Origin of the sequence: Roseateles sp. (assembly GCF_036486225.1) — a bacterium.
Taxonomy (GTDB): Bacteria; Pseudomonadota; Gammaproteobacteria; order Burkholderiales; family Burkholderiaceae_C; genus Roseateles.
Window position 1 is genome coordinate 1 of sequence record NZ_DASVNZ010000111.1, and the last position, 22353, is coordinate 22353.

The window sequence follows — 22353 nt, forward strand, 5'->3', positions numbered from 1 at the left end:
CAGTCCGCGCCGTCCGCGGCGCTGAGCGGCCAGGTCGATCAGTTGCGGCAGCTCTGGTCGCAGCGCAGCCGCGACGCCGGTGGACGCGTCGATGCCGAGTTGCTCGCCGCGCCCGAGGACGGCGCGGCGCGTCAGCGCTTCAAGTTGCGCGGCCTGGATCTGGCCGTGCTGCAGCAAGGCGGCAAGGAGACGCTCCGGCTGCAGCTGCCGGGCCAGCCGCAGGAGGGCTGCGCCGGCGGCACGGGCGGCAAGGCGATGCTGATCAAGGTCTCGCTGGACGGGGAGGGCACGCAGCAGCAGTTGCAGGCGCTGACGAAGGCGCTGTCGCCGGCGGGGCTGTCGGTGCAGGTGCAGGGCCCGGAGATCGTCTTCAGCGTCGCCGAGTCGCAGTGGCCCGCCTTGCGCGACGGTCTCACCTTGCGCGGCGAGGGCAAGCGATTCCCCAGCGGCCAGCCGGTGCGGGCGCTGCTGGAACCGGCGCCGGACGCGTTGCAGCCGCAGCGCTGGGACGTGAAGGACGCGGGCGGCCAGCGCCAGGCGTTGGGGCAGTTGCTGCAGGCGCAGCCCAAGGTCGCGCAGGCGCGGGCGCGCCTGCATGAGCAGCTCGAATCGGCCGCGCAGGAAGCGCCGGCCATGGCGCCGGAGCAGGCCGAAGCGCTCGCCGGATCGCTGGCCAGCATGTTGTCGGGCGCCGAGTACAGCGATGTCGGCGCGCTGCTGCCCGCGCTGCGGGGCATGCACCGGCAGCGGGTGCGACAGCTGCTGGCCGGCTGAGCGTCGTCAGTCCCGCGTTCGGTCCCGCGTCGCGGACATCGGGCTGGCGCGGGCCCGGCCCGTCACAGCTCGCCGAGGAAATCGTCCAGCACGAACGGGAAGCAGATCAGGTGCGGCGTGGACACGCTCCTGGCGTGTTTGAGGATCTCCCGCACCACGACCGAGTCCTCGCGGCAATCGCCGAGCGTCGCGCTGGCCACGCGAGGATGCTGGCCCTGCAGCTGGGCCAGCATGTCGTCCGTGTTGCGCGCCGCCAGCAGCGTGTCCTTGCTGTAGCGGTAGAGCACCATCCGGGCCGTGGGCATGGCGTAGCGCTGCGACGCTTCCGCCAGACTGTTGACCGTGAGGTGCGTGGCCAGGAGGTCATATTCGCCGCGTCTGTAGGCGGCGAGGAAGGACGGCAAGGGCGCGCCCTGGTCGTCGAGAACGGCTGTCGGGTCGTAGTGGAAGCCCTGGTACGCCACCAGGGCGTCCAGCGTGGGGCGCAGGTAGTCCGGGAGACGGTCCAGGTTGGCATGTGTGGCGTAGGGGTCGCGCGGTGCTCCCGCCGCGGCGCGGAGCGCGGCGTCCAGCGTGCGATGGATGTCGTAGGGTCCCGAGCCGCCGTAGACCACGCGTACCGTGGCCAGCCGCGACAAGGCCGGCAACGCGGCCATCGCCGAGAAGGCGCCCTGCGACAGGCCGATCACGCGCAGGTCCTGGCCCAGCTGGGCGCGGTGGACTTGCAGGAAGTACTCGCGCACCGCCGTGAGCATGTCCTCCGTGTGGGCTGAGGTGTCCTTGCCGATCACGAAGGCCTGCGGCAGCGCGGCGGATTCCCCGATGCCGATCAGGTCCGGCGCGAAGTAGACGTGTCCTTTGCCTGCGGCCCACAGGCCCGGCAGGAGCATGAAGTCGGCCCCGGAGGACGGGGCGGGTGCGCCGTGCTTGACGGTCGGATGTTGGCCCAGCACCAGCGGCAGTCCGCCGAGGTCGATGTCCGGGCCGCCGGAGGCCGACGTCGGGAACACCAGCAGCCCGCTGAGCGACACCGGCGCGCCTGCGGCGTCGGTGCTGCGGTAGACCACGCGTTTCACCTGCGCGTCGTAGCGCGCGCCGGGGGCGGCGATCCGCGGCAGTTCGACGCGCAGCAGGGTCCTGAGCAGGGGCTCGACCACATCCGGGATGTCGTGGGCCTTCAACTGCGTCGCGATGAAGGCGTCCGCCAGGGCGTTGATGCGGTCCCGGGGGATGCGGGAGGCGGACGGCAGCGACGGGAAGTCCACCGTCACGTCGTCGACCTTCAGCAATTGACCGCGCCGTTCCACGCCGGTGGCGAAGGTCGCCACGGATTGGCCATTGAGGAAGACGCCATAGGCGGTCGACGCCCGGAGATCCGCCAGCGGTTCGATCGTCATCGAACCCACGACACCGCCTCCAGGCTTGGCCTGCTCGGAGGCGGCTACGGTGCGGGTCGGGAGGATCGCGCCCGCGTCGTCCTTCAGCGCGAGGCTGGCGCAGGTGCCTGAGACCGCTGAGGTGTAGACGGCGGAGATCAGCGGGTTGACGACAGCGGTCCGGGTCTGACGTTCGGGCGTGAGCTTGAGAACCTGGCAGTCGGACATCCGGGGCGTGTCCTTCCTGTTCTGTTGGCCACCGCAGGCGGCCAGCAGCAGCGGCAGGACCAGGAACGCGTACGAGGGCAGGCGTCGCATCATCGTTCAGAGTCCGCCGACGAAGTCGTCGATCTGGAACGCGACGCAGAGGGTGTGGGTCGTGAGCTTGCTCTTGCTGTACCGGACGACGAGCTTCACCAGCTCCGAGTTCTCATGACAGCTGCCCCGCTGGACGCCGGCGAAGCGATGCCTCTTGTCGTTCAGCGCGGCCAGCAGGTCCTCGGTGTTCTGCGCCGGCACCAGCGTGTCGGTGTTGAAGTGGTACAGCTGCACCTGGGCCTGTGGCAGGTCATAGACCTGCGAGCCGGTGATCAGGCTGTTCGCGCCGAGTTGCCGGGCGAAGTCCCTGGTCTTGCCGTCCTTGTAGTCCGCCAGGAAGGAGGGCAGGAACTGGCCGCCGGCGTCGAAGACGAGCTTCGGATCGAAGACGTAGTTCCCGTAGGCCTGGAAGCTGGTCATCACGTCGCGGGTGTGGCTGGGCAGGAAGTCCAGGTTCTCGTTGATCGCATAGGCGTCCCGCGCGGCGCCGCCGGCGGCCAGCAGCGTGCCGTGGAAGGTCCGGTAGACGTCATAGGGGCCCTGTGCGGCGGACACGATGCGCACGGTGCCCTCACGGGACAGGTGCGGCAGCGAGGCGAACGTCGAATACGCGCCCTGGGAGCCGCCGAACAGGCGCAGGTCCGGGCCGAGGACGGCCAGGTGCTGTTGCCGGACATGCTCGCGGACCGCGCGCAGCAGGTCCTGTGTCTGGGCGGCGGTGTCGGCGGCCACGAGGTAGGCCTGCGGCAAGGTGCCGGTGTCGCCCACGCCGATCAGGTCCGGGGCCAGGAACAGGTGTCCCTTGCCGGCTGCGATCAGGCCGGGAATCCCGATCGTCGTGGCGGCGGAGGAGGGCGCGTCGGACGTGCTGCCGGTGGAGCCGCGTTGGCCGACGACGACCGGCAGGCCGTTGAAGTCGATCGGCGGTCCGCCGGGCGACTGTTCGGGGGCGATCAGCAAGGCGCTCAGCGTCACCGGATTGCCGCGTGCGTCGGCGCTGCGGTAGGTGACCTTGCTGATGTGGGCGCCGTAGCGGGCGTTCGGGCGGGCGATGTGCGGCAGCTCCGCCCGCAGTGCGGCCTCGAAGAGGAATTTCTTGATGTCGTTGCCCTTGGCGAGGCCCTCCGCGAAAGCGTCGAGGACGTCGTCGATGTCGCCCTTGCCGATGTGCGCGGCGTTGGGAAGCGACGGCAGGCGCAGGGGCTGGTCGGTGACCTGGACGACCGACCCCCGTCGTTCGCTGCCGGTGGTGAAGGTAGCGACCGTCTGGTTGTTCCAGCGCAGGCTGTAGGCCGTGCCGACCGCGAGCGCGGCGACGGGCTCGATCGTGCGTGTGCCGACGAAGCCGCCCTCCGGGTCGGGCCACTCGCTCTGCGCGACGACGGTCGTGGGGATGACGCTGGTCTGGCCTTGTCCCGCCAGCGTGAGACCGCCGCAGGCATCCGCCGTCGGAGCGGTGTAGACGACGGTCATCAACGGATCGATGAACGACTGCCTGACCGAGCCGTCCGGCGTGACGCGCAGGACCTTGCAGGCGACGGACGGATCCGGGATGGGAATGACGGTGCTGGCAGGAGCGCCGTCAGATGGCTTCGACCCGCCGCCGCAGGCGGCGACCAGGGCTGACAGGCTGAGCATGGAGAGCAGGGAAGGAGCGGTGAGGCGCATGGAGGAGGGGTGGTGAGTCGAAGCAGGGATCGTCGATGTCCCCTCGCTTCGGCTCAATGCGGCGGACGGGTAGTGCAGGCGGGCACGACCGACCCGTTGAAGGGGGTGGACCACTCAGATGCGGGGGTGGCGGCGGTCGATGGCCGGACCGGCGTCATCGAGGCGGCCGGCGGCTTATGTAGACTGCTTCCCCGATGAATCCGCCGGCCCGTTTCCCGATCGCAACGCCTGACCCCGGCATGGCCGCCGCGTCTCGCGACCTCCCGACGACCCCGCGCTTCGACCGGCTCGATGCGCTGCGGGGGCTGGCGATGGTCTGGATGACCGTCTTCCACTTCTGCTTCGACCTGAGCTTCTTCAAGGTCGTGGTGCAGGACTTCTACCGCGACCCGTTCTGGACCTGGCAGCGCAGCGGCATCGTCAGCCTGTTCCTGCTGTGCGCCGGCATGGGCCAGGCGGTGGCGCTGGCGCAGGGCCAGACGGCCTACCGCTTCTGGCGCCGCTGGGGGCAGGTCATGGCCTGCGCGCTGCTGGTGTCGATCGGCTCGTGGTGGATGTTCCCGCGCTCCTTCATCAGCTTCGGCGTGCTGCACGGCATGGCGCTGATGCTGATCCTGGTGCGCTTCGGCTTCTCCCGGCTGCCGACGGCCGCGCTGTGGGTGCTGGGCGCCGTCGCGATCGCGCTGCCCTTCTTCATCGCGGATCCCTTCTTCGACACCCGGACCACCAACTGGGTCGGCCTGGTCACGCGCAAGCCGCTGACCGAGGACTACGTCCCCATCCTGCCGTGGCTGGGCCCGATGCTGTGGGGCTGCGCGCTGATGCGCGTCGAGGCGGTGCGCCAGTGGATGCAACGCCCGCTGCTGCCGGCGGTCCGTCCGCTGTCGGTGATGGGGCGGTGGTCGCTGTCGTACTACATGGTCCACCAGCCGGTGATGATCGGCGCGCTGATGGCGGCGCGGCACTTCGGCATCCTGTGACGGGTGCGCGACAATCGCGCCCCATGAGCTCCTCTCCTTCCAAAACACAGATCCTGTTCGGCTTCCACGCCGTCACCGTGCGGCTGAAGACCGCGCCCGCCTCGGTGCAGGAGATCCTGTTCGACGCCACCCGCAAGGACCAGCGCATGCGGGGTTTCCTCGAGAAGGCCGAGGCGGCGGGCGCGAAGCTCGTCGAGAGCGACGACGACCGCCTCAAGGCGCTGTGCGGCACGCACCGCCATCAGGGCGTCGTGGCGCGGGTGAAGGCGGTGGCGCAGTCGCATTCGCTGGACGAGGTGCTCGAGCAGGTCGAGGGCCCGCCGCTGGTGCTGGTGCTGGACGGCGTGACCGATCCGCACAACCTCGGCGCCTGCCTGCGCGTGGCCGACGGAGCGGGCGCCCACGCGGTGGTCGCGCCCAAGGACCATGCGGTGGGGCTGAACGCGACGGTGGCCAAGGTCGCCAGCGGCGCCGCGGAGACCGTGCCCTACCTGATGGTGACCAACCTGGCGCGTTCGCTCAATGAGCTCAAGGAGCGCGACATCTGGGTGATCGGCACCTCGGACCAGGCGGAGAAGACCCTGTACGACCTGGATCTGACGGGACCGGTGGCGCTGGTGCTGGGCGCCGAGGGCGACGGCATGCGCCAGCTGACCGCGAAGACCTGCGACGAGCTGGTGCGCATCCCGATGCAGGGGGCGGTGGAAAGCCTGAACGTCTCGGTCGCGGCGGGCGTGTGCCTGTACGAGGCGCTGCGCCAACGGCAGAAGAAGGCCTGAGAAGGCCTGAACAGCGACGCGAGATAATCGCGGCCATTCCGGCGCCCACGAGGCGCCGTTCCAAACTCCGCATCCCCAAGCCCGGTAGCGCCCCATGCCAGTCATCGAAGTCACGCATCCCCTCGTCAAGCACAAGATCGGCCTGATGCGGGAGGGCGACATGTCCACCAAGAAGTTCCGCGAGCTGACCGGCGAGGTCGCGCGGCTGCTGGCCTACGAGGCGACGGCGGACTTCCCGCTCGAGAAGACGACGATCGAAGGCTGGTGCGGCCAGGTCGAGATCGACCAGATCGCGGGCCGCAAGGTGACGGTGGTGCCCATCCTGCGCGCGGGTCTGGGCATGCTGGACGGCGTGCTGGACATGATGCCCAACGCCAAGGTGAGCGTGGTCGGCCTGGCGCGCGATCACGAGACGCTTCAGCCGGTGAACTACTTCGAGAAGTTCGTCGGCAAGCTGGACGAGCGCACCGCGCTGATCGTGGATCCGATGCTGGCGACGGCGGGCTCGATGATCGCGACGGTGGACCTGCTCAAGCAGCGCGGCTGCAAGGACATCCGCGCGCTGGTGCTGGTGGCGGCGCCCGAAGGCGTCGCGGCGCTGAACAAGGCGCATCCGGACATCCGCTGCTGGACCGCGGCGATCGACTCGCACCTCAACGAGAACGGCTACATCATCCCGGGCCTGGGCGACGCCGGGGACAAGATCTTCGGGACGAAGGACGTCTGAGGGCTCGGCTCACGGATTGAGCGGCGGGGCGTCTGGTCCCGCTCAGGTTGCGATCATGTCTGGCTCCCTCGAAGTCACCTGTGCGAACGGCTGTTGCACGTGTGACCGGACTGGCGGCCATGGGCTACAGAGGCACGCTCGGGATGAGCGTGGTGTCGTACGAGTCGATCGATGCTGAGGGCGGTAGGCTCGGAAGCGCGTCGACCTCCGTCGAGGTCCGCATCAAGCTGGTCAGCGACGTCCGCCTCGACCGATGGGCCGAAGGACCTGTTGTTGAGCGCTTCCTGCTCGTCAGCGTTCAAGGGCAATCAGCTCGTCCAGCCTCGACACAAACAGCTTCAGTGCGTGCGAGGTATTGGCCTTGCTGTACCCGACGACCAGATCGATCGCGGGCTGCTCGCCCGCTAGTGGGCGGCTCACGACCGACCAGGGCAGCAGGTTCTCGACGTAGCTGGGAATCAACGCCAGGCCGCGCGTGGAGGCCACCAGCGACATGACCATGGCGGGGTTGTCCACGCCCTGTGTGGGCGTGAGCTGCACGCCGGAGCGCGCCAGGTAGTCGTCGATGACGGCCCGCAGAACGCGCGCCTTGTTGGCCATGCCTACGAACGGACTGCCCATCAGGTCCTGCGGCGTCACCGTCTCGTGCGCGGTCAGCGGATGGTCGCTGGGCATCAGCACCACCAGCGGCTCGCGGCCGACGGTCCTGTAGGCGAGGTCAAAGCCGGGCTCGGCGCGCATGAAGGCCAGGTCCAGCTTGCCGCGCGCCACGGCTTCGGCCAGGTCCGGCGAGTAGTCGCTGGAAACCGTGACGTCGATGTTCGGGAGCTCCTCGCGCAGCACGCCCATCGCCTTGGGAAGCCAGTTCATCTCCTGCCCCGTCAGGAAGCCCAGCGCAAAACGCTGCTTGGCCGGCTGCGCGGCACGCCGGGCGGCCTCGACGGCCGCGTCCACCTGCGTGAGCGCGAGCCGCGCGTGGTCGATGAAGGCCTTGCCGGCGGCGGTCAGCTCCACGCCGCGGGCGCTGCGTAGCAGCAGCGGCACGCCGACCTGATCCTCCAAATCGCGGATCTGCCGGCTCAGCGAGGGCTGCGAGGTGTGCAGTCGCCGCTCGGCGGCCACTGTCAGGCTGCCCGTCTCCGCGACCGCAATGAAGTACTTCAGGTGTCTCAGTTCCATCGTGCTTCCCATGCCTGCCAGGCATGCCGGCCAGCTTACAAAGTCTTTTTAAAGCGGGCCCACAGTCCCTAGATTTCGCTCCATGGCAGCGGCGACTGGCCCCTCTCTCGTAACCGGCCGGCCGACCGCACCCATGCATCGATTGTCATACCTCCAAGGACTGAAAACCATGAACGCACCCGTCATCCTCATCACCGGCGCCCTGACCGGCATCGGCCGCGCCACGGCCCTGGCCTTTGCCGACAGCGGCGCCCGCATCGTCATCTCGGGCCGCCGTGCCCAGGAGGGCAAGGCCCTGGAAGCCGAACTGGCCGCTCGTGGGGCCGAGGCCGTGTTCATCCAGGCCGACGTGCGCAAGGACGCCGAAGTCGGCCAACTGGTGGACCAGGCCGTCGCCCGCTTCGGGCGTCTGGACGCGGCCGTCAACAACGCCGGCACCGAAGGGCAGCCCGGCCTGATCGTCAACCAGACGGCCGAGAGCTACGCGGCCACCTTCGACACCAATGTGCTGGGCACGTTGCTGAGCATGAAGCACGAGCTGCGCGTGATGACGGCGCAGGGCAGCGGCAGCATCGTCAACATCTCGTCGACCTATGGCCACGAGGGGGCGGCCTTTGCCTCGGTCTATGCCGGCAGCAAGCATGCGGTCGAGGGCATGACCAAGTCGGCGGCGCTGGAAGTGGCGGCCTCGGGCGTGCGCGTCAACGCCGTGGCCCCGGGGCCGACCGACACCGGCATGTTGGACCGCTTCACTGGCACGCCGGAGAACAAGGCCGCGCTCGCAGCGGGCGTGCCCTTGGGCCGCGTTGGCAAGCCGGCCGACATCGCCGCGGCCGTGCTCTTCCTGGCTTCCGAAGGTGCCGCCTTCGTGACGGGTCAGATCGTCACGGTGGACGGCGGCAAGACCGCCGGCTGAGCCCGAGCCATCGCTCCCGGGGCACCCCAGCATTGGACCGTCAAGGGGCCTCGCCACCTCGATCTGGGTCGCGTACTTCGAACCCCAGGCCCTGCTGGACAAGCTGGGCATCGCTCACAACCCGGCTCGCTGAACGTGGGCCGCGACTTCACAGGACATCTCGACATGACACACAGCAACCACACCCCCACGCACACCCACCAGACTGCCCCGACCGAGTTCGTCGAGGCCAACGGCATCCGTTTCGCTTACCGCCGGTTCGGCAAGCCGGGCGGCGTGCCCGTCGTCTTCAACCAGCACTACACCGGCACCATGGACTACTGGGATCCGGCCGTGACCGACGGGCTGGCCCGGACGCGTGAGGTGATCCTCTTCAACAACGCCGGCGTGTCCAGTTCGTCCGGCGAGACGCCGGCCAGCTTCCCGGAGATGGGGGCCAATGCGATTGCCTTCATCCGCGCGCTCGGTCTCCAGCAGGTCGATGTGCTGGGCATCTCGATCGGCGGCTTCGTCGCGCAGGAGATCGCCCTTCAAGGGGGCGACCTTGTCCGCAAGATCATCCTCGTGGGCACCGGCCATCGCGGCAACGACATGACGGCCAGCCGCTCGACGGAAATCTTCTCCGAAACCTACGAGCCGCCCGAGCACCTGTGGCTGGCCGTGCACTTCGCGCCGTCGCAGGTCAGCCAGGAGGCCGGCCTCGCCTTCCTCGAACGCAAGTGGCGTCGCCAGGATCGCGATCCGGAGGTGAGCGCTCAGACCGTCGCGGCACAGGGCGAAGCGATCGACAAGTGGATCGCGCCGGACGAGAACGCGCTGGCCTACCTGAAGGCGATCGTGCAGCCCACGCTGGTTGTGCAGGGCAGCAACGACGTGATCATCCCGACGGCGCACTCGGTCACGCTGCAGCAGCACCTGCCGAACGCAGAACTGGTGATCTACCCCGACTCCAACCACGGCTCGATCTATCAGTACCCGGAACGCTTCGTCGCGCACGCCGAACAGTTCCTCGTCTGACAGGTTCATCCAACGGATTCGGAGATCCCCATCATGAGTTCACTCACAGGCAAGACCGCGCTCGTCACGGGCGCTTCGCGCGGCATCGGGCGGGCCACTGCCCTCGCACTGGCCAAGGCCGGAGCCCAGGTGCTGGTGCACTACGGCAGCAGCGAAACGGAGGCAGCCGCCGTCGTCGACGAGATCCGCCGCGCGGGCGGCAAGGCCGAGAAGATCGCCGCGGACTTGCGCTCGCCCACCGGGCCGCAGACGCTGGCGAGTCAGGTGCGCAGCATCATCGGCGGGCGGCTGGACGTGCTGGTCGCCAACGCCGGCATCGCCCGTGCGGCCTCCATCGAGGACACCACCTTGGAGGACTTCGACAGCCTCTTCGCGGTGAACGTGCGTGCGCCGTTCTTCCTCGTGCAACAACTGCTGCCCGCGCTATGCCAGGGCAGCAGCATCGTGCTCGTCTCCTCGCTGGTGGCTCGCAGCTCCGTGGGCACGCTGTCCGCCTACGCGGCCACCAAGGGCGCCGTGGACACGCTGGTGAAGCACTTCGCCGCGGCGCTGGGCGAGCGGGGCATCCGCGTCAACGCGGTGGCGCCGGGCGTCGTCGAGACCGACATGTCCAGCTTCACCAAGACCGACACCGGACGCGCCATGGCCCTGGGGCTGCAGGCGCTCAAGCGGCTGGCCCAACCGGACGACATCGCCGCGGCAATCGCTTTCCTGGCGTCGGACGACGCCCGCTGGGTCACCGGCGACACGTTGCGTGTCGATGGCGGATCCAAGCTCTGAACACAACCCAATTCGATTGAAGGACACCCCATGAAGCTCTATCACTCCACCTCGTCGCCAAACTCGCGCCGCGTGCGCATCTTCCTCGCCGAAAAGGGCCTGGCCGTTCCGCTGGTGCCCGTCGATCTCGGCCAGGGCGAGCAGCACGGCGATGCCTACCGCCAGATCAACCCGCGCCACGTGGTGCCCACCCTGGTGCTGGACGACGGCATCGCCATCGGCGAGGTGCCCGTCATCAGCCGCTACCTGGAGGACACGCACACCGAGCCGCCGCTGTTCGGCCGCACGGCCGAGGAGAAGGCGCTCACGGCGATGTGGGAGCGACGTATCGAACAGGAGGGTTTTGCCTCGGTGATGGAGGCCATCCGCAACAAGCTGCCGGGCCTGAAGACTCGCGCCGTGGCAGGGCCGCACGATTACGCACAGATCGCCGAGCTGGTGGACCGCGGCGCCCAGCGCGTGCGCAACCTCTTCGCCGACGTTGACGCCCGCCTGCGCGACTCGGCGTATGTGGCCGGCCCGCAGTTCTCGGTGGCCGATATCACCTTGCTCGCCACTGTCGACTTCGCGGCCAAGGCCATCGACGTGCAGATCCCCGAAGGCCTCACCGCACTGCGCAGTTGGCACGAGGCCGCCTCGCAACGGCCCAGCGCGAAGGCCTGAACGGCTGCTCGCACGGGCGCCGCATGAGCGGCGCTCCCCATCCATCTTTCAAGTCTTGTCATGCCTGAGCACACTTCCGGCGCGGCTGCCGCTGCGCCATCCAACACGGTCAACCCCTGGCTGGCCGTCTTCTCCGTGGCGCTGAGTGCCGCGGTGTTCTGCAGCACCGAGTTCCTGCCCGTGGGGCTGTTGCGCTTTGTCAGCCAGGGCCTGGACGTCAGCGAGGGCCGGGCCGGCCTGATGGTGAGCGTGCCCGGCGTGTTGGCTGCCTTGTCCGCGCCGCTCCTGACCGTGGTGGCCGGCAGGCGCGACCGGCGCCAGGTGCTGTGGGCGCTGGGCCTGCTGCTGGTGGCCGCCAACCTGACCGCCATGCTGGCGCCCAACTTCGGCACGCTGCTGTTCGGCCGCGTGCTGTTCGGTATCGGCCTCGGCGGCTTCTGGGCGATAGGAGCCGGCGTGGGCGGCCGCCTGGTCAGCGCCGCGTCGGCCGGCCGCGCCACGGCGATCATCTTCGCGGGCGTGTCCATCGGCATGCTGATCGGCGGCGCGGCGGGCGCGCTGGTCGGTGAGGTGTTGGGTTGGCGCGCCGGCTTCGGCATCGCGGCGGGGCTGTCGGTGCTGACGCTGCTCGCGCAGCTCGCCTTCCTGCCCCCTCTGCGTGTCGAGCAACGCATCCGCCAGCGCGACCTGCTCGGCGTCTTCGCGACGCCGCTCGGCCGCACGGGGATGCTTGCCATGGCATTCGCCCTTTATGGGCAGTTCGCGGCCTACACCTACGTGACGCCGCTGCTGTCGACCCAGGCCGGGTTCGGCGGCAAGGCCATCTCCTCCATCCTGCTGGGCTACACGCTCATCGGCCTGCTGGGCAACTTCATCGGCGGTGCCGCCGCGGGGCGCAGCGTCAGGTTCACGCTGGCGGCCAGCATCGCGGTTTCCGCGTTGTCAGTGCTGTTGCTGCCGTCGCTGGGCGGCAGCCAGGCCTGGGCGCTGGTCCTTGTCATCGCCTGGGGCCTGGCCTACGGCGCGATGCCCATCGCCCTGCAGATGTGGATGGTGAAGGCCGCGCCGGGGATGCATGAGGCCGGCATGGCGCTCTTCGTCGCGAACTTCCAGACATCCATCGCGCTGGGCTCCATGATGGGCGGCGCGGTCGTGGATAGCCTGGGCCTGCCACATGCGTTTCACCTTGCTGGCGCTTTGTGTGTCGTGGCACTGTTGGTCATCGGGCAGAGCAGCGTTCAGGCTTTGACGATGACCTCGAAGCCGCCGAAGATCATGCGCTGACCGTCGAAAGGCGTGGTCGCCGGATCGTGGTTCATGCGAGGGTCTTCCATCACCTTCTTCATGCCCTCGTCGCGCACCTGGCGCGACGGCCAGACGATCCACGAGAAGACCACCGTCTCGTCGGGCTTGCGCTGCACGGCCATCGGGAACGAGGTCACCTTGCCCTCCGGCACATCGTCGCCCCAGCACTCGACGACCTGGAGCGCGCCGTGGTCCTTGAACACGGCCGAGGCATCCTGCGCCAGTTGGCGGAAGGCCTCGCGCTTGGCGGTCGGCACGGCGATCACGAATCCATCGACATAGTCCATTGCGGTTCTCCGGTTGCTGGCGCGGCGCGATGCCGCCCCTGACATACGACGAATGGCGATGCGGGAATTCGACGCCCTGACGCTACAAACCTAGACCACCCCGAGCGCGCCGAGGACGCCACCCGCCAGCACCATCCACACGATACCGATCTTGGTCCGCATCGTCAGGACCACGGTCGCGACGATCATCGCCAGCGTCGCCCAGAGGTGGGCGGGATCGACGAGGTAGGGCGCCGCCAGCAGCCAGCCCGTCGCGATCATCAGGCCTAGCGTCAGCGGCGCCATGCCGACCGTGAAGGCGCGCACCCCCAGGTGCTCGCGGTTGTTGCGCGCCCAGCGCGTCGCCGCCACGACCAGCGTCGTCGACGGCAGCAGGATGCCGGCCATCGCCGCCGCCGCGCCCAGCAGGCCCGACACGTTGAAGCCCAGCACGGCGACGAACAGGATGTTCGGACCCGGCGCCGCCTGCGCCAGCGCGATCGAGCTGGTGAAGCTCTGGTCCGTCAGCCAATGGCGTTCATCGACCAGGTAGCGGTGCATGTCCGGTGCGGTCGTGATCGCGCCGCCGATCGACAGCAGCGACAGCATCAGGAAGTGCAGCATCAGCGCGCCCAGCTCGGACCAGCTCAAAGTGCCGACCAGCATCTGGGTCCATCCGGCATGAGCGCCGACCTGCGCGCCGACCTGGGCGACGGCATTCATGGGCGGACTCCCGCGCGGGCGCGCTTGAGCGCGATCAGCGCCAGCGTCATGCCCAGGCCGCCGACGCTCAGCACGATCCAGAACAGCGGCAGCTTCAGCCAGACCGTCGCGCCGAACACCAGCGCCGCGAGCGCCAGTCCGGGCGCCAGGCCGATGGGGTTCTTCTTCAGCGAGGGCAGCAGCTTGAAGCCCGTGGCCAGGATCAGTCCGGCCGAGACGGCGCCCATGCCGCGCAGCGCGCCGGTCATGCGCGGCGACGCCAGCCAGGTCGTCGACAAGGCCGCGAGGATCAGCACGATCACGGCGGGGAACAGCATCATCCCGGCGAGCGCCACCAGCGCGCCGCGCAGGCCGAAGAAGCGGTCGCCGATCATCAGCGAGATGTTCACGATGTTCGGCCCGGGCAGCACCTGCGCGACCGCCAGCGTCTCGACGAACTCCTCGCGCGTCATCCAGTTCAGCCGTTCGACCAGCTCCCGCTGCGCCACCGCCAGCACGCCGCCGAAGCCCTGCAGCGCCAGCCAGGTGAAGGCCCAGAAGAGCTTGGAGAGGGACTCGGGTTGCGAGAGCGGCAGCGGCGCGTCGTCCGTCGCGACGCCTTCAGGAGAGGAGGGCGGTCCGGAGGGCGACCCCGCGCTCACCGGTTCCCCTTCAGGACGTCCGGGTTGACGATGTTGGACGGCTTGCCGGCCATGTAGTTCAGGACGTTGTCGAAGGCCGCGTCGAAGTACATCTGGTAGCTGTCCTGCTCGACGTAGCCGATGTGCGGCGTGCACACGGCGTTCTCCAGGCGCAGCAGCGGGTGGCCCTGCAGGATGGGTTCGGACTCGAACACGTCGACCGCCGCCATGCCGGGCCGGCCGCGGTTCAGGCCGGAGACCAGCGCGCCGTCGGCGACCAGCTCCGCGCGCGAGGTGTTCACGAACAGCGAGGTGGGCTTCATCCGCGCCAAGTCCTCGGTGCTCACGATGCCGGTCGTCTCGTCCGACAGGCGCAGGTGCAGCGTCAGCACGTCCGCCTGCTCGAAGAAGGCTTCGCGGCTGTCGGCCGCCTGGTGCCCGTCGGCCTGCGCGCGCAGCCGCGAGGCCTCGCTGCCCCAGACCAGCACCTGCATGCCGAAGGCCTTGCCGTAGCCGGCGATCAACTGGCCGATCTTGCCGTAGCCCCAGATGCCCAGCGTCTTGCCGCGCAGCACCATGCCCAGGCCGAAGTTGGGCGGCATCGAGCCGGACTTCAGTCCCGACTGCTGCCACACGCCGTGCTTGAGCGTCGAGATGTACTGCGGCAGCCGCCGCATCGCGGCCATGATCAGCGCCCAGGTGAGTTCCGCCGGGGCGATGGGCGAACCGCCGCCTTCGGCGACGGCGATCCCGAGCCGCGTGCAGGCGTCGACATCGATGTGTTTGCCGACGCGGCCGGTCTGCGAGATCAGCTTGAGCTTGGGCAGCTTTTCCAGCAGTTGGCGTGGGAAGTGGGTGCGTTCGCGGATCGTCACCAGCACTTCGGCGTCCCGCAGCCGGACAGACAGCTGCCCGATGCCCTTGACGGTGTTGGTGAAGACCTTGGCGTTCAGCGCGTCCAGCTTGACGGCGCAAGGGAGCTTGCGCACGGCGTCCTGGTAGTCGTCGAGGATGATGATGTTCATAGGCGTGCGGACGTCGATCCTACTCGCCTGGATCGGTCACCCCAAGGCCATTGGGCGAGCGTCGTGCAACAGATCGGAACAGGCACTAGCATCGCGCCCGCATCGCATCCCCCCAACCCAGACAAGGAGACTCCCATGGACATGTACGCCGCCACCGTGCCGGTGTTCGACCGCATGCTGAGCAACATGCAGACCTGGATCCGCACCGCGCGCGATCACGCCATCGCCAAGGGCTTCGACGAATCGGTCTATCTGACGCTGCGCCTGGCGCCCGACATGCTGCCGCTGCCGCGCCAGGTCCAGATCGCCAGCGACGCCGCCAAGAGCGGCACCGCCCGCCTGGCCAGCATCGAGGTGCCGAGCTGGCCCGACAGCGAAGCGTCGCTGGAAGAGCTGATCCAGCGCATCCAGAAGACCCGCGACTTCATCAAGACGGTCACGCCCGAGCAGATCAACGGCGCCGAGACCCGTGCGGTCAGCGTGCCGCGCCGCGACAAGGAGCCGCTGAAGTTCGAAGGTCAGGACTTCATGCGTTTCTACAACCTGCCCAACTTCTTCTTCCACGCCACCACGCTGTACGCGCTGCTGCGCAACGCCGGCGTGCCGCTGGGCAAGATGGATTTCCTGGGTCAGCCTCAGCCCAAGTAATCAGCCGAGCAGCCGGCGGAGCAGGCTCTTGCCCTGTTCCAGCTGCCGGTTGAGCGCGATCAGGCGGGCTTCGGCTTCCGCCTGGTCGAAGCTCCGGGCCACTTCCGTGTAGATCGCCGTGCGCAGGTGCCACAGGTCCTGCGGATGCCGCGCATGGACGATGTGGCGGAGCAGGGCGGCCACGCGCTCCTGCGTGTCCGCGTCGGCGTCGTCGGCCAGGTCGGTGACGCTGGCCCGGAACGCCGTGCGCAGCCTGGCCATCGCCCGCGCGCTGGCCTGGGGCCGGCGGCCTTCGCCGGGCCACAGCCGCATCAGGCTCTGGAAGATGGAATCGCCGTTGCGCCGCCGCGTCGGCGCATCGTTCATCGCCGCGCCGCCAGCGCCGGCCAGCCGGCCGGCCGGCTCCACCCAGGATCGGGTGTCCACCGCGCGCGTTTCGAAATCGTCCGGCTCGAGGGCTTCCACCGCCTCCGCCGCTTCGACGATCTCATCCCATCGGGACAGACTCGGAATCGCTTTCATGGGCTGCGTTCTTCTTGTCCTGGTTGATTGAACGCGCGTCCCTCGACGTCCCTTGGCGGGCTTGCTCTATCGCGCGGCGTCCCGGCTCTTGAAGGCCTGGATCGCGGGACGATTGTGGAAGTCGGCCTTGTAACAAGATGCTTGGATAAGGCGGTGACGGCGGCCTCAATTCGTGCTCAAGTTCTCACTCCGGCGGCCGATAACGGGCTGAATGGGCGGGTCGCCGGTGTCCGCGGCGCGTCCAGGGCGGGTCTCCCAGGCAGGGAAATAGGCGGTCGGCACCGTCCATTTGCCGGGATGCCTCGCGGGAACGCACGGACACAATCCCGTACAGGCGGCCAGAGGGCCCGAGCCGGCATGTCCGGTCGCGCCCGCCGGACCGCGCCACCGCGCCCAGGAAGCCCGATCACATGGACATCGCCCGCCCCAGCATGCCGAACTTGAGCGTTCCCGCCCCGCTGGCCCAGGAATGGGAGCAGTTGCTGACCCGTGCCCGCGAGGGCTCGCTCCCCTTGCCGGAGCTGATGGACCGCGGCAACTTCTTCCAGGGCCAGAATCTCGGCGATGCCGCCGCCCATCTGTATGAGACCTGGCTCTCGCACGAAGGCCAGGCGCCAGCGGCGCGTCTGGTCGCCCTCTACAACTGGGGCACCGTGCTGGGCAACATCCAGCAGCATGAGCGCGCGGAGCAGGTCTACCGCCAGGCGCTGGCGATCAGCCCGACCTTCGCCCAGGCCCGCCTGAACCTCGGCCACCAGCTGGAGCATCTGGGGCGCGTCGACGACGCCCTCGGCGCCTGGCGCGAGGTCTATGAGGGCGTCGGCCCGATGGAGGCGCTCGGCGCCGACCAGACCGGCCTGCGCACCCACGCCTTCAACAACGCGGCCCGTCTGCTGGAACTGCAGCGCCGCTACGACGAGTCCGAAGCGCTGATGGTGCGCAGCCTCACGCTCAATCCCGAGCAGACGGACGTCATGCAGCATTACGTGCACATCCGCCAGAAGCAGTGCAAGTGGCCGGTTTACGAGGCGTTCGGCGAAGTTACTCACAACAAGCTGCTCATTGCGACCTCGTTGCTGGCGACCTTGAGCGCCACCGACGACCCCGCGCTGCAGATGGGCGCCGCCCAGCGTTTCGTCCACGAGAAGGTCACGAAGCAGAAGGACGCGCTCTGGCGCCATCCGGTGTCCGTCACCGCCCGCCAGCAGGGCGGCAAGATCAAGATCGGCTACCTGTCAGGCGACCTGTGCATGCACGCCGTCGGCCTGCTGACGGCCGAGCTGTACGAACTGCACGATCGCGAGAAGTTCGAGATCCATGCCTTCGATTGGAGCCGTGAAGACGGCACTTCGCTGCGCAAGCGCATCTTGATGTCGATGGACAAGGTCTGGCGCTTGAACGCCATGGATGACGCCACCGCCGCCAAGCTGATCGCGCAGGCGGGCATCGACGTACTGGTCGACCTGCAGGGCCTGACCAGCGGGGCCCGGCCCAACATCCTGGCGCATCGTCCGGCGCCGGTGCAGGTCAGCTACCTGGGCCTGCCGGCGACCTCGCTGCTGCCCGGCGTGGACTGGATCCTGGCGGATCGCTTCACGATGCCACCCGAATACCTGCCGTACTGCAGCGAAAAGCCCATTTACCTGCCGCATTGCTATCAGGTCAGCGATCGCAAGCGCGAGATCGGCGCTGATCCCACCCGCGCCCAATACGAACTGCCCGAGGACGCTTTCGTCTTCTGCTCGTTCAACAACAACCACAAGATGAACGCCGAGGTGTTCGGCGCCTGGATGCGCATCCTGCAGGGCGTGCCGAACTCGGTGCTGTGGCTGCTGGCGGACAACGAGTGGGCCAAGGCGAACCTCCGTCGCGAAGCCGAAGCCGCCGGCGTCGACGCGTCGCGCCTGATCTTCGCTCCGCGCGTGGCGCCGCCGGACTACCTGGCCCGCTTCCAGCTGCCGGACCTGGTGCTGGACACCTTCCCGTACAACGCCGGCACGACCGCCAGCGACTGCCTGTGGATGGGCACGCCGATCCTGACCCGCTCGGGCCGCAGCTACATCTCCCGCATGTGCGGCAGCCTGCTGACCGCCGTCGGCCTGCCGGACCTGATCACTTTCTCGGTGGACGAATACGTCCAGCGCGCGATCCAGATCGGCCTCAATCCGGGCCGTGCCAAGTCCTACAAGCGCTACCTGCGGGACGAGGGGCGCAACAGCGCACTTTTCGACATGCCGGCCATCGTTCGTGACATCGAGCGCGAATTCGAGCAATTGGCACTCGCACATCGAAGCTGAAATTGACAAGATTTGATCAATGAACCGGCCGCACGACCCCTTCTTCGACGGTGACCAGCGCGCCCGCGGCCCTGGCCTGCGCCTGGCCGCGGAAGACGGCCAGCGCGCGCCCGGCATCCCGGATGCGCCGCACGATCCGCTCGCGGACCTGGCGCAGCAGCCGGCCATCGACCCGCTGCTGCAGTGCCTGTCCTGGCTGACGCAGCATCACGGCCGCGCCCGTTCGGTCGAATCGCTGCGCGCCGGCGCGCCCGTGGAAGGCGCGCTCAGCCCCGACCAGGCCATCCGCCTGATGCGCGAAGCCGGCTACAACGCCGGCCTGCTGCGCAAGGGCATCGAGGAAATCAACCAGTTGCTGCTGCCCGCGGTGCTGCTGCTCAACGGCGGCGACGCCTGCGTGCTGGTGCGCCGCCTGGACGATGACGGCTCGGGCGCCGTCCGCTACGAGGTGGTGTTCCCCGGACCCGAAGCCGCCAGCTGCGTCGCCCCGGCCTCCGAGCTGGACCAGGAGTACAGCGGCTTCATCCTCGCGATCGCCCCGCAGGAGGTCTCGCAGGCCAAGCCGATCAGCGGCGCGAAGGACGACGACACGCCGCTGCTGCAGGCCGATTCGCACTGGCTGTTCGGCACGCTCAAGCGCTTCATTCCGTACTACCGCTCGGCGATGCTCGCCGCGCTACTGAGCAACGTGCTCATGATGGTGTCGGGCCTGGTGACCTCGGTCATCTACGACAAGGTCATCCCGCACCAAGCCTTCGTCACGCTGTGGACGCTGGCGGTCGGCGCCGGCCTCGCACTGGTGTTCGACCTCTTCGCGCGCCAGCTGCGGGCGCACCTGATCGACCTGGCCGGCCGCAAGACCGACCTGATCGTCGGCGCCAAGCTGTTCCGCCAGACGCTGGGCGTGCGGATGGAGCATCGCCCGGCGTCGGCCGGCTCCTATGCGCACTACCTGGCGCAGGTGGAGGTCGTGCGCGACTTCTTCACCTCGGCCACGATGTCGGTGCTGACGGACCTGCCGTTCGTGATCCTCTTCGTCGCGATGACCTTCATCATCGGCGGTCCGCTGGGTTGGGTGCTGATGGCGGCGATCCCGCTGATGCTGCTGATGAGCTTCGCCATCCAGGGCTACCTGCGTCGCGCGATGCGCACCAACATGACCGAGGCGGCCGACCTGCACGGCACGCTGGTCGAGGCGCTCGAAGGCCTCGAGGACCTCAAGACCACCGGCGCCGAAGGCCGCTTCCTGCGCCGCTACGAACACAGCACCGCCATCGTCGCCGAGTCCGCGCTCAAGGCCCGCACGATGGCCAGCTGGAGCATGAACATCTCGATGACCATGCAGCAGGCGATCAACCTCGTGATGCTGGTCTGGGGCGTCTATCTGATCAACGAAAGCGTCATCAGCGCCGGCGCGCTGATCGGCGCGGTGATGTTCGCCGGCCGCGCCACGGTGCCGCTGAACAGCCTGGTGAGCCTGGCGACCCGCTACCAGGGCGCGCGTGCGGCGATGCTGTCGCTGAACTCGGTGATGAGCGCGCCGGTGGAGCGCGACTCCACCCGCAACTACGTCCCGCTGAACCAGATCACCGGCCGCATCGGCCTGAACGACATCGGCTTCTCGTACCCGGCGCAGGGCGACGCGCAGTCGCCCAAGGTGCTGCGCAACGTCACGATGCGGGTGCAGCCGGGCGAGCGCCTCGCCATCCTGGGCCGCATCGGCAGCGGCAAGTCGACCGTGCTGCGCATGCTGGCCGGCCTGTACCAGCCGACCGAGGGTCACGTCGAGATCGACGGCATCGACCTGCGCCAGGTCGACCCGGCCGAGTTCCGCAGCAAGGTCGGGTTCGTGTCGCAGGAGCCGCGGCTCTTCCACGGCACGCTGCGCGACAACGTGCTGATGGGTCGTCACGTCGATGCGCAACGGCTGGTCGAGGTCGCCAAGCTCACGGGCCTGGACCGTGTCGTCGCGGGCCATCCGATGGGCTGGGACCTGCCGGTGGGCGAAATGGGTTCGTTGCTGTCCGGCGGTCAGCGTCAGCTGGTCGCGCTCGCGCGCAGCCTGGTCACCAAGCCGCAGATCCTGCTGATGGACGAGCCGACCAGCTCGATGGACGCGCAGTCCGAGATCGCCTTCCTGCGCCAGCTGCGCGACGCCGCCGGCGACTGCACGCTGATCATGGTCACGCACCGTCCGGCCGTGCTGGAACTGGTGTCGCGCATCGTCGTCGTGGACACCGGCCGTCTCGTCATGGACGGTCCGCGCGACCAGGTCCTGGCCGCGCTCTCCGGGGCGCGTCCGCCCGGCCAGCCGCAGCAACAGCAGTCCCAGCCCGGCCAGGCGGGCCAGCAGCCGCAAGGCGCCCCCGTCCACGTCCATCCGGCCGCGCAGGCGGTGAACCGCGCCGCGTCCGTGTGATGTCCGCCCGACATTCGTTCTGAAGTCATCCCCCATGTCGCAGTCCCGCACCCTCAGCCGCGAAGAAGGCCTGTTCGTCGGCAGCGTCCAGTCGGCGCTGATCGACGAGCCGCTGCCGCGCGCCGTCTGGGCGCTCTACCTGATGGCGGCGGTGCTGGTGGTGGGGTTGGCCTGGTCGTCGATCGCGACGGTCGACGAGGTCACCCGCAGCGACGCGCGCATCGTGCCCGACGGCAAGGAGCAGGTCATCGCGAGCCTGGAGTCCGGCACGCTGGGCAAGCTGCTGGTCCATGAAGGCGAGGAAGTCGAGGCCGGCGAGCCGCTGGCCGAGCTGGATCCGACCCGCGCGGAAGCCGCCGAGAACGAAAGCCAGGCCAAGCGCCTGGGCCTGATGGCGCAGGTGGCGCGGCTGCGCGCCGAGGCGCTGGGCGTGCCGCTCAAGTTCCCCGACGAGGTCAAGGGCGTGCAGCGCCTGGTCGACAGCGAATCCGAGGTCTTCGACACCCGCCGTCGAGTGCTCGAGGAAGCCACCGCCAGCATCAACCGCAGCATCGGGCTGCTCTCCGTCGAGCAGAAGATGGCCCAGGACATGGCCTCCAAGGGCCTGATGTCCAACGTGGAAGTCATGCGCGTCACGCGCCAGGTCAACGAGCTGCAGCAGCAGCGCAACGAACGCATCAGCCGCTTCCGCCAGGATTCGAGTTCCGAGCTGTCGAAGGCGCAGACCGACCTCGCCCAGTTGGATGAACAGCTGGTCGTGCGTCGCGACGCGGTCACGCGCTCGGTGCTGAAGTCGCCGGTCAAGGGGCTGGTGAAGAACATCAAGATGAACACGGTGGGGGGCGTCATCACGTCCGGCACGCCGATCATGGAGATCGTCCCCATCGGTCCCCGCATCCTGATCGAGGCGCGCATCAAGCCCAAGGACATCGGCTACATCCAGGTCGGGCAGACGGCCATCGTCAAGCTCAACGGCTACGACTTCAACGTCAACGGCGGCCTGCACGGCAAGATCGAGTACGTCAGCCCCGATGCGCTGGGCGAGACCGAGAAGAACAACGAAGGCACCTACTACCGCGTCCTGATCACGGCCGAGCGCAATACGCTGCGCGCCAAGGGCGAGCCACTGCCGGTGATCCCCGGCATGACGGCGATGGTGGACATCCGCACCGGCGAGCGCTCCGTGCTGAGCTATCTGCTGCGTCCGATGCTGAAGTCGAAGGAAGCGCTCCGGGAACGTTGAGTCCGCGAAGCGTTCATGCCGCCGCCCGCCTTGCGCGGGCGGTTTCATTTGTAAGCCCCGTCTGAAGGTCACGAACAGTCCGGTTGCGCGCCGCTTATCGGCGCTTCG

At 68.6% G+C, this 22353-nt stretch carries 21 protein-coding genes; 13 read left to right on the forward strand and 8 right to left on the reverse strand.

Annotated elements, in window-relative coordinates; translation table 11 throughout:
• Positions 1–774 (forward strand): hypothetical protein (locus VF536_RS07845; protein ID WP_331614262.1); only part of this gene is annotated, 774 nt, incomplete at its 5' end.
• Between the two features lie 62 nt (positions 775–836).
• Here the strand turns inward: VF536_RS07845 and VF536_RS07850 are convergent.
• Together VF536_RS07850 and VF536_RS07855 are read right to left on the reverse strand one after the other, a co-directional pair.
• The gene (locus VF536_RS07850) at positions 837–2471 is read right to left on the reverse strand and encodes a hypothetical protein (RefSeq protein WP_331614263.1); all 1635 of its coding nucleotides are present in this window, start codon (positions 2469–2471) and stop codon (positions 837–839) included.
• Between the two features lie 3 nt (positions 2472–2474).
• The gene (locus VF536_RS07855; RefSeq protein ID WP_331614264.1) at positions 2475–4106 is read right to left on the reverse strand and encodes a hypothetical protein; all 1632 of its coding nucleotides are present in this window, start codon (positions 4104–4106) and stop codon (positions 2475–2477) included.
• A 269-nt stretch (positions 4107–4375) separates the two neighbouring features.
• Between VF536_RS07855 and VF536_RS07860 the strand changes: the two genes are divergently transcribed.
• From VF536_RS07860 to upp, 3 genes are all read left to right on the forward strand, one after another.
• Positions 4376–5116 carry a heparan-alpha-glucosaminide N-acetyltransferase gene (locus VF536_RS07860; RefSeq protein WP_331614265.1) on the forward strand — a complete coding sequence of 247 codons (741 nt, stop codon included), beginning with the start codon at positions 4376–4378 and terminating at the stop codon, positions 5114–5116.
• A gap of 23 nt (positions 5117–5139) precedes the next feature.
• Positions 5140–5895, forward strand: a complete 756-nt coding sequence (rlmB, locus tag VF536_RS07865) for a 23S rRNA (guanosine(2251)-2'-O)-methyltransferase RlmB (RefSeq protein ID WP_331614266.1) — start codon at positions 5140–5142, stop codon at positions 5893–5895.
• A 94-nt stretch (positions 5896–5989) separates the two neighbouring features.
• Positions 5990–6622 carry a uracil phosphoribosyltransferase gene (gene upp / locus VF536_RS07870; protein WP_067274770.1) on the forward strand — a complete coding sequence of 211 codons (633 nt, stop codon included), beginning with the start codon at positions 5990–5992 and terminating at the stop codon, positions 6620–6622.
• 291 nt (positions 6623–6913) lie between these two features.
• On the opposite strand, the gene VF536_RS07875 is transcribed toward upp, so the two are convergent.
• On the reverse strand, positions 6914–7801 hold the full coding sequence (locus tag VF536_RS07875; protein ID WP_331614268.1) for a LysR family transcriptional regulator: 888 nt from the start codon (positions 7799–7801) through the stop codon (positions 6914–6916).
• Between the two features lie 169 nt (positions 7802–7970).
• On the opposite strand from VF536_RS07875, the gene VF536_RS07880 reads away from it, so the two are divergent.
• The 5 genes from VF536_RS07880 to VF536_RS07900 all read left to right on the forward strand — a co-directional run bounded on the left by VF536_RS07880 (position 7971) and on the right by VF536_RS07900 (position 12461).
• A complete protein-coding gene (locus VF536_RS07880) occupies positions 7971–8717 on the forward strand; it encodes a glucose 1-dehydrogenase (protein ID WP_331614269.1) in 747 nt (248 codons plus the stop codon).
• Positions 8718–8882: 165 nt separating this feature from the next.
• A complete protein-coding gene (locus VF536_RS07885) occupies positions 8883–9734 on the forward strand; it encodes an alpha/beta hydrolase (RefSeq protein ID WP_331614270.1) in 852 nt (283 codons plus the stop codon).
• Between the two features lie 33 nt (positions 9735–9767).
• Positions 9768–10514 carry an SDR family NAD(P)-dependent oxidoreductase gene (locus tag VF536_RS07890; protein ID WP_331614271.1) on the forward strand — a complete coding sequence of 249 codons (747 nt, stop codon included), beginning with the start codon at positions 9768–9770 and terminating at the stop codon, positions 10512–10514.
• A gap of 30 nt (positions 10515–10544) precedes the next feature.
• Positions 10545–11177, forward strand: a complete 633-nt coding sequence (locus tag VF536_RS07895; RefSeq protein ID WP_331614272.1) for a glutathione S-transferase — start codon at positions 10545–10547, stop codon at positions 11175–11177.
• Positions 11178–11237: 60 nt separating this feature from the next.
• Complete coding sequence (locus VF536_RS07900) at positions 11238–12461, forward strand: MFS transporter (RefSeq protein WP_331614273.1); 1224 nt, start codon at positions 11238–11240, stop codon at positions 12459–12461.
• On the opposite strand, the gene VF536_RS07905 is transcribed toward VF536_RS07900, so the two are convergent.
• The 4 genes from VF536_RS07905 to VF536_RS07920 all read right to left on the reverse strand — a co-directional run bounded on the left by VF536_RS07905 (position 12416) and on the right by VF536_RS07920 (position 15116).
• Positions 12416–12769, reverse strand: coding sequence for a DUF1428 domain-containing protein (locus VF536_RS07905; protein ID WP_331614274.1), 354 nt, complete (start codon positions 12767–12769; stop codon positions 12416–12418). The two genes, VF536_RS07900 and VF536_RS07905, sit on opposite strands and share 46 nt — an antisense overlap.
• Before the next feature lie 90 nt (positions 12770–12859).
• On the reverse strand, positions 12860–13471 hold the full coding sequence (locus VF536_RS07910) for a chromate transporter (RefSeq protein ID WP_414710310.1): 612 nt from the start codon (positions 13469–13471) through the stop codon (positions 12860–12862).
• A complete protein-coding gene (locus VF536_RS07915; protein WP_414710311.1) occupies positions 13468–14112 on the reverse strand; it encodes a chromate transporter in 645 nt (214 codons plus the stop codon). Before VF536_RS07915 ends, VF536_RS07910 begins: the two co-directional genes overlap by 4 nt.
• Entirely contained in the window at positions 14109–15116 is a 1008-nt protein-coding gene (locus VF536_RS07920) for a D-2-hydroxyacid dehydrogenase family protein (protein WP_331614275.1), read from the reverse strand. The genes VF536_RS07915 and VF536_RS07920 overlap by 4 nt, the downstream gene beginning before the upstream one ends.
• 135 nt (positions 15117–15251) lie before the next feature.
• Here VF536_RS07920 and VF536_RS07925 point away from each other — a divergent pair, with 135 nt between their 5' ends.
• On the forward strand, positions 15252–15764 hold the full coding sequence (locus VF536_RS07925) for a DUF1993 domain-containing protein (RefSeq protein WP_331614276.1): 513 nt from the start codon (positions 15252–15254) through the stop codon (positions 15762–15764).
• Here the strand turns inward: VF536_RS07925 and VF536_RS07930 are convergent, their stop codons facing one another.
• Complete coding sequence (locus tag VF536_RS07930) at positions 15765–16286, reverse strand: hypothetical protein (RefSeq protein ID WP_331614278.1); 522 nt, start codon at positions 16284–16286, stop codon at positions 15765–15767. It lies immediately after the preceding gene.
• Positions 16287–16696: 410 nt separating this feature from the next.
• On the opposite strand from VF536_RS07930, the gene VF536_RS07935 reads away from it, so the two are divergent.
• The 3 genes from VF536_RS07935 to VF536_RS07945 are packed head-to-tail and all read left to right on the forward strand — an operon-like array spanning position 16697 to position 22245.
• Complete coding sequence (locus VF536_RS07935) at positions 16697–18583, forward strand: tetratricopeptide repeat protein (RefSeq protein WP_331614279.1); 1887 nt, start codon at positions 16697–16699, stop codon at positions 18581–18583.
• A gap of 19 nt (positions 18584–18602) precedes the next feature.
• Positions 18603–21002 (forward strand): type I secretion system permease/ATPase, encoded by a 2400-nt coding sequence (locus VF536_RS07940; RefSeq protein ID WP_331614280.1) that lies wholly within the window; start codon positions 18603–18605, stop codon positions 21000–21002.
• Between the two features lie 34 nt (positions 21003–21036).
• On the forward strand, positions 21037–22245 hold the full coding sequence (locus VF536_RS07945; RefSeq protein WP_331614281.1) for an HlyD family type I secretion periplasmic adaptor subunit: 1209 nt from the start codon (positions 21037–21039) through the stop codon (positions 22243–22245).
• Positions 22246–22353: the final 108 nt, after the last annotated feature.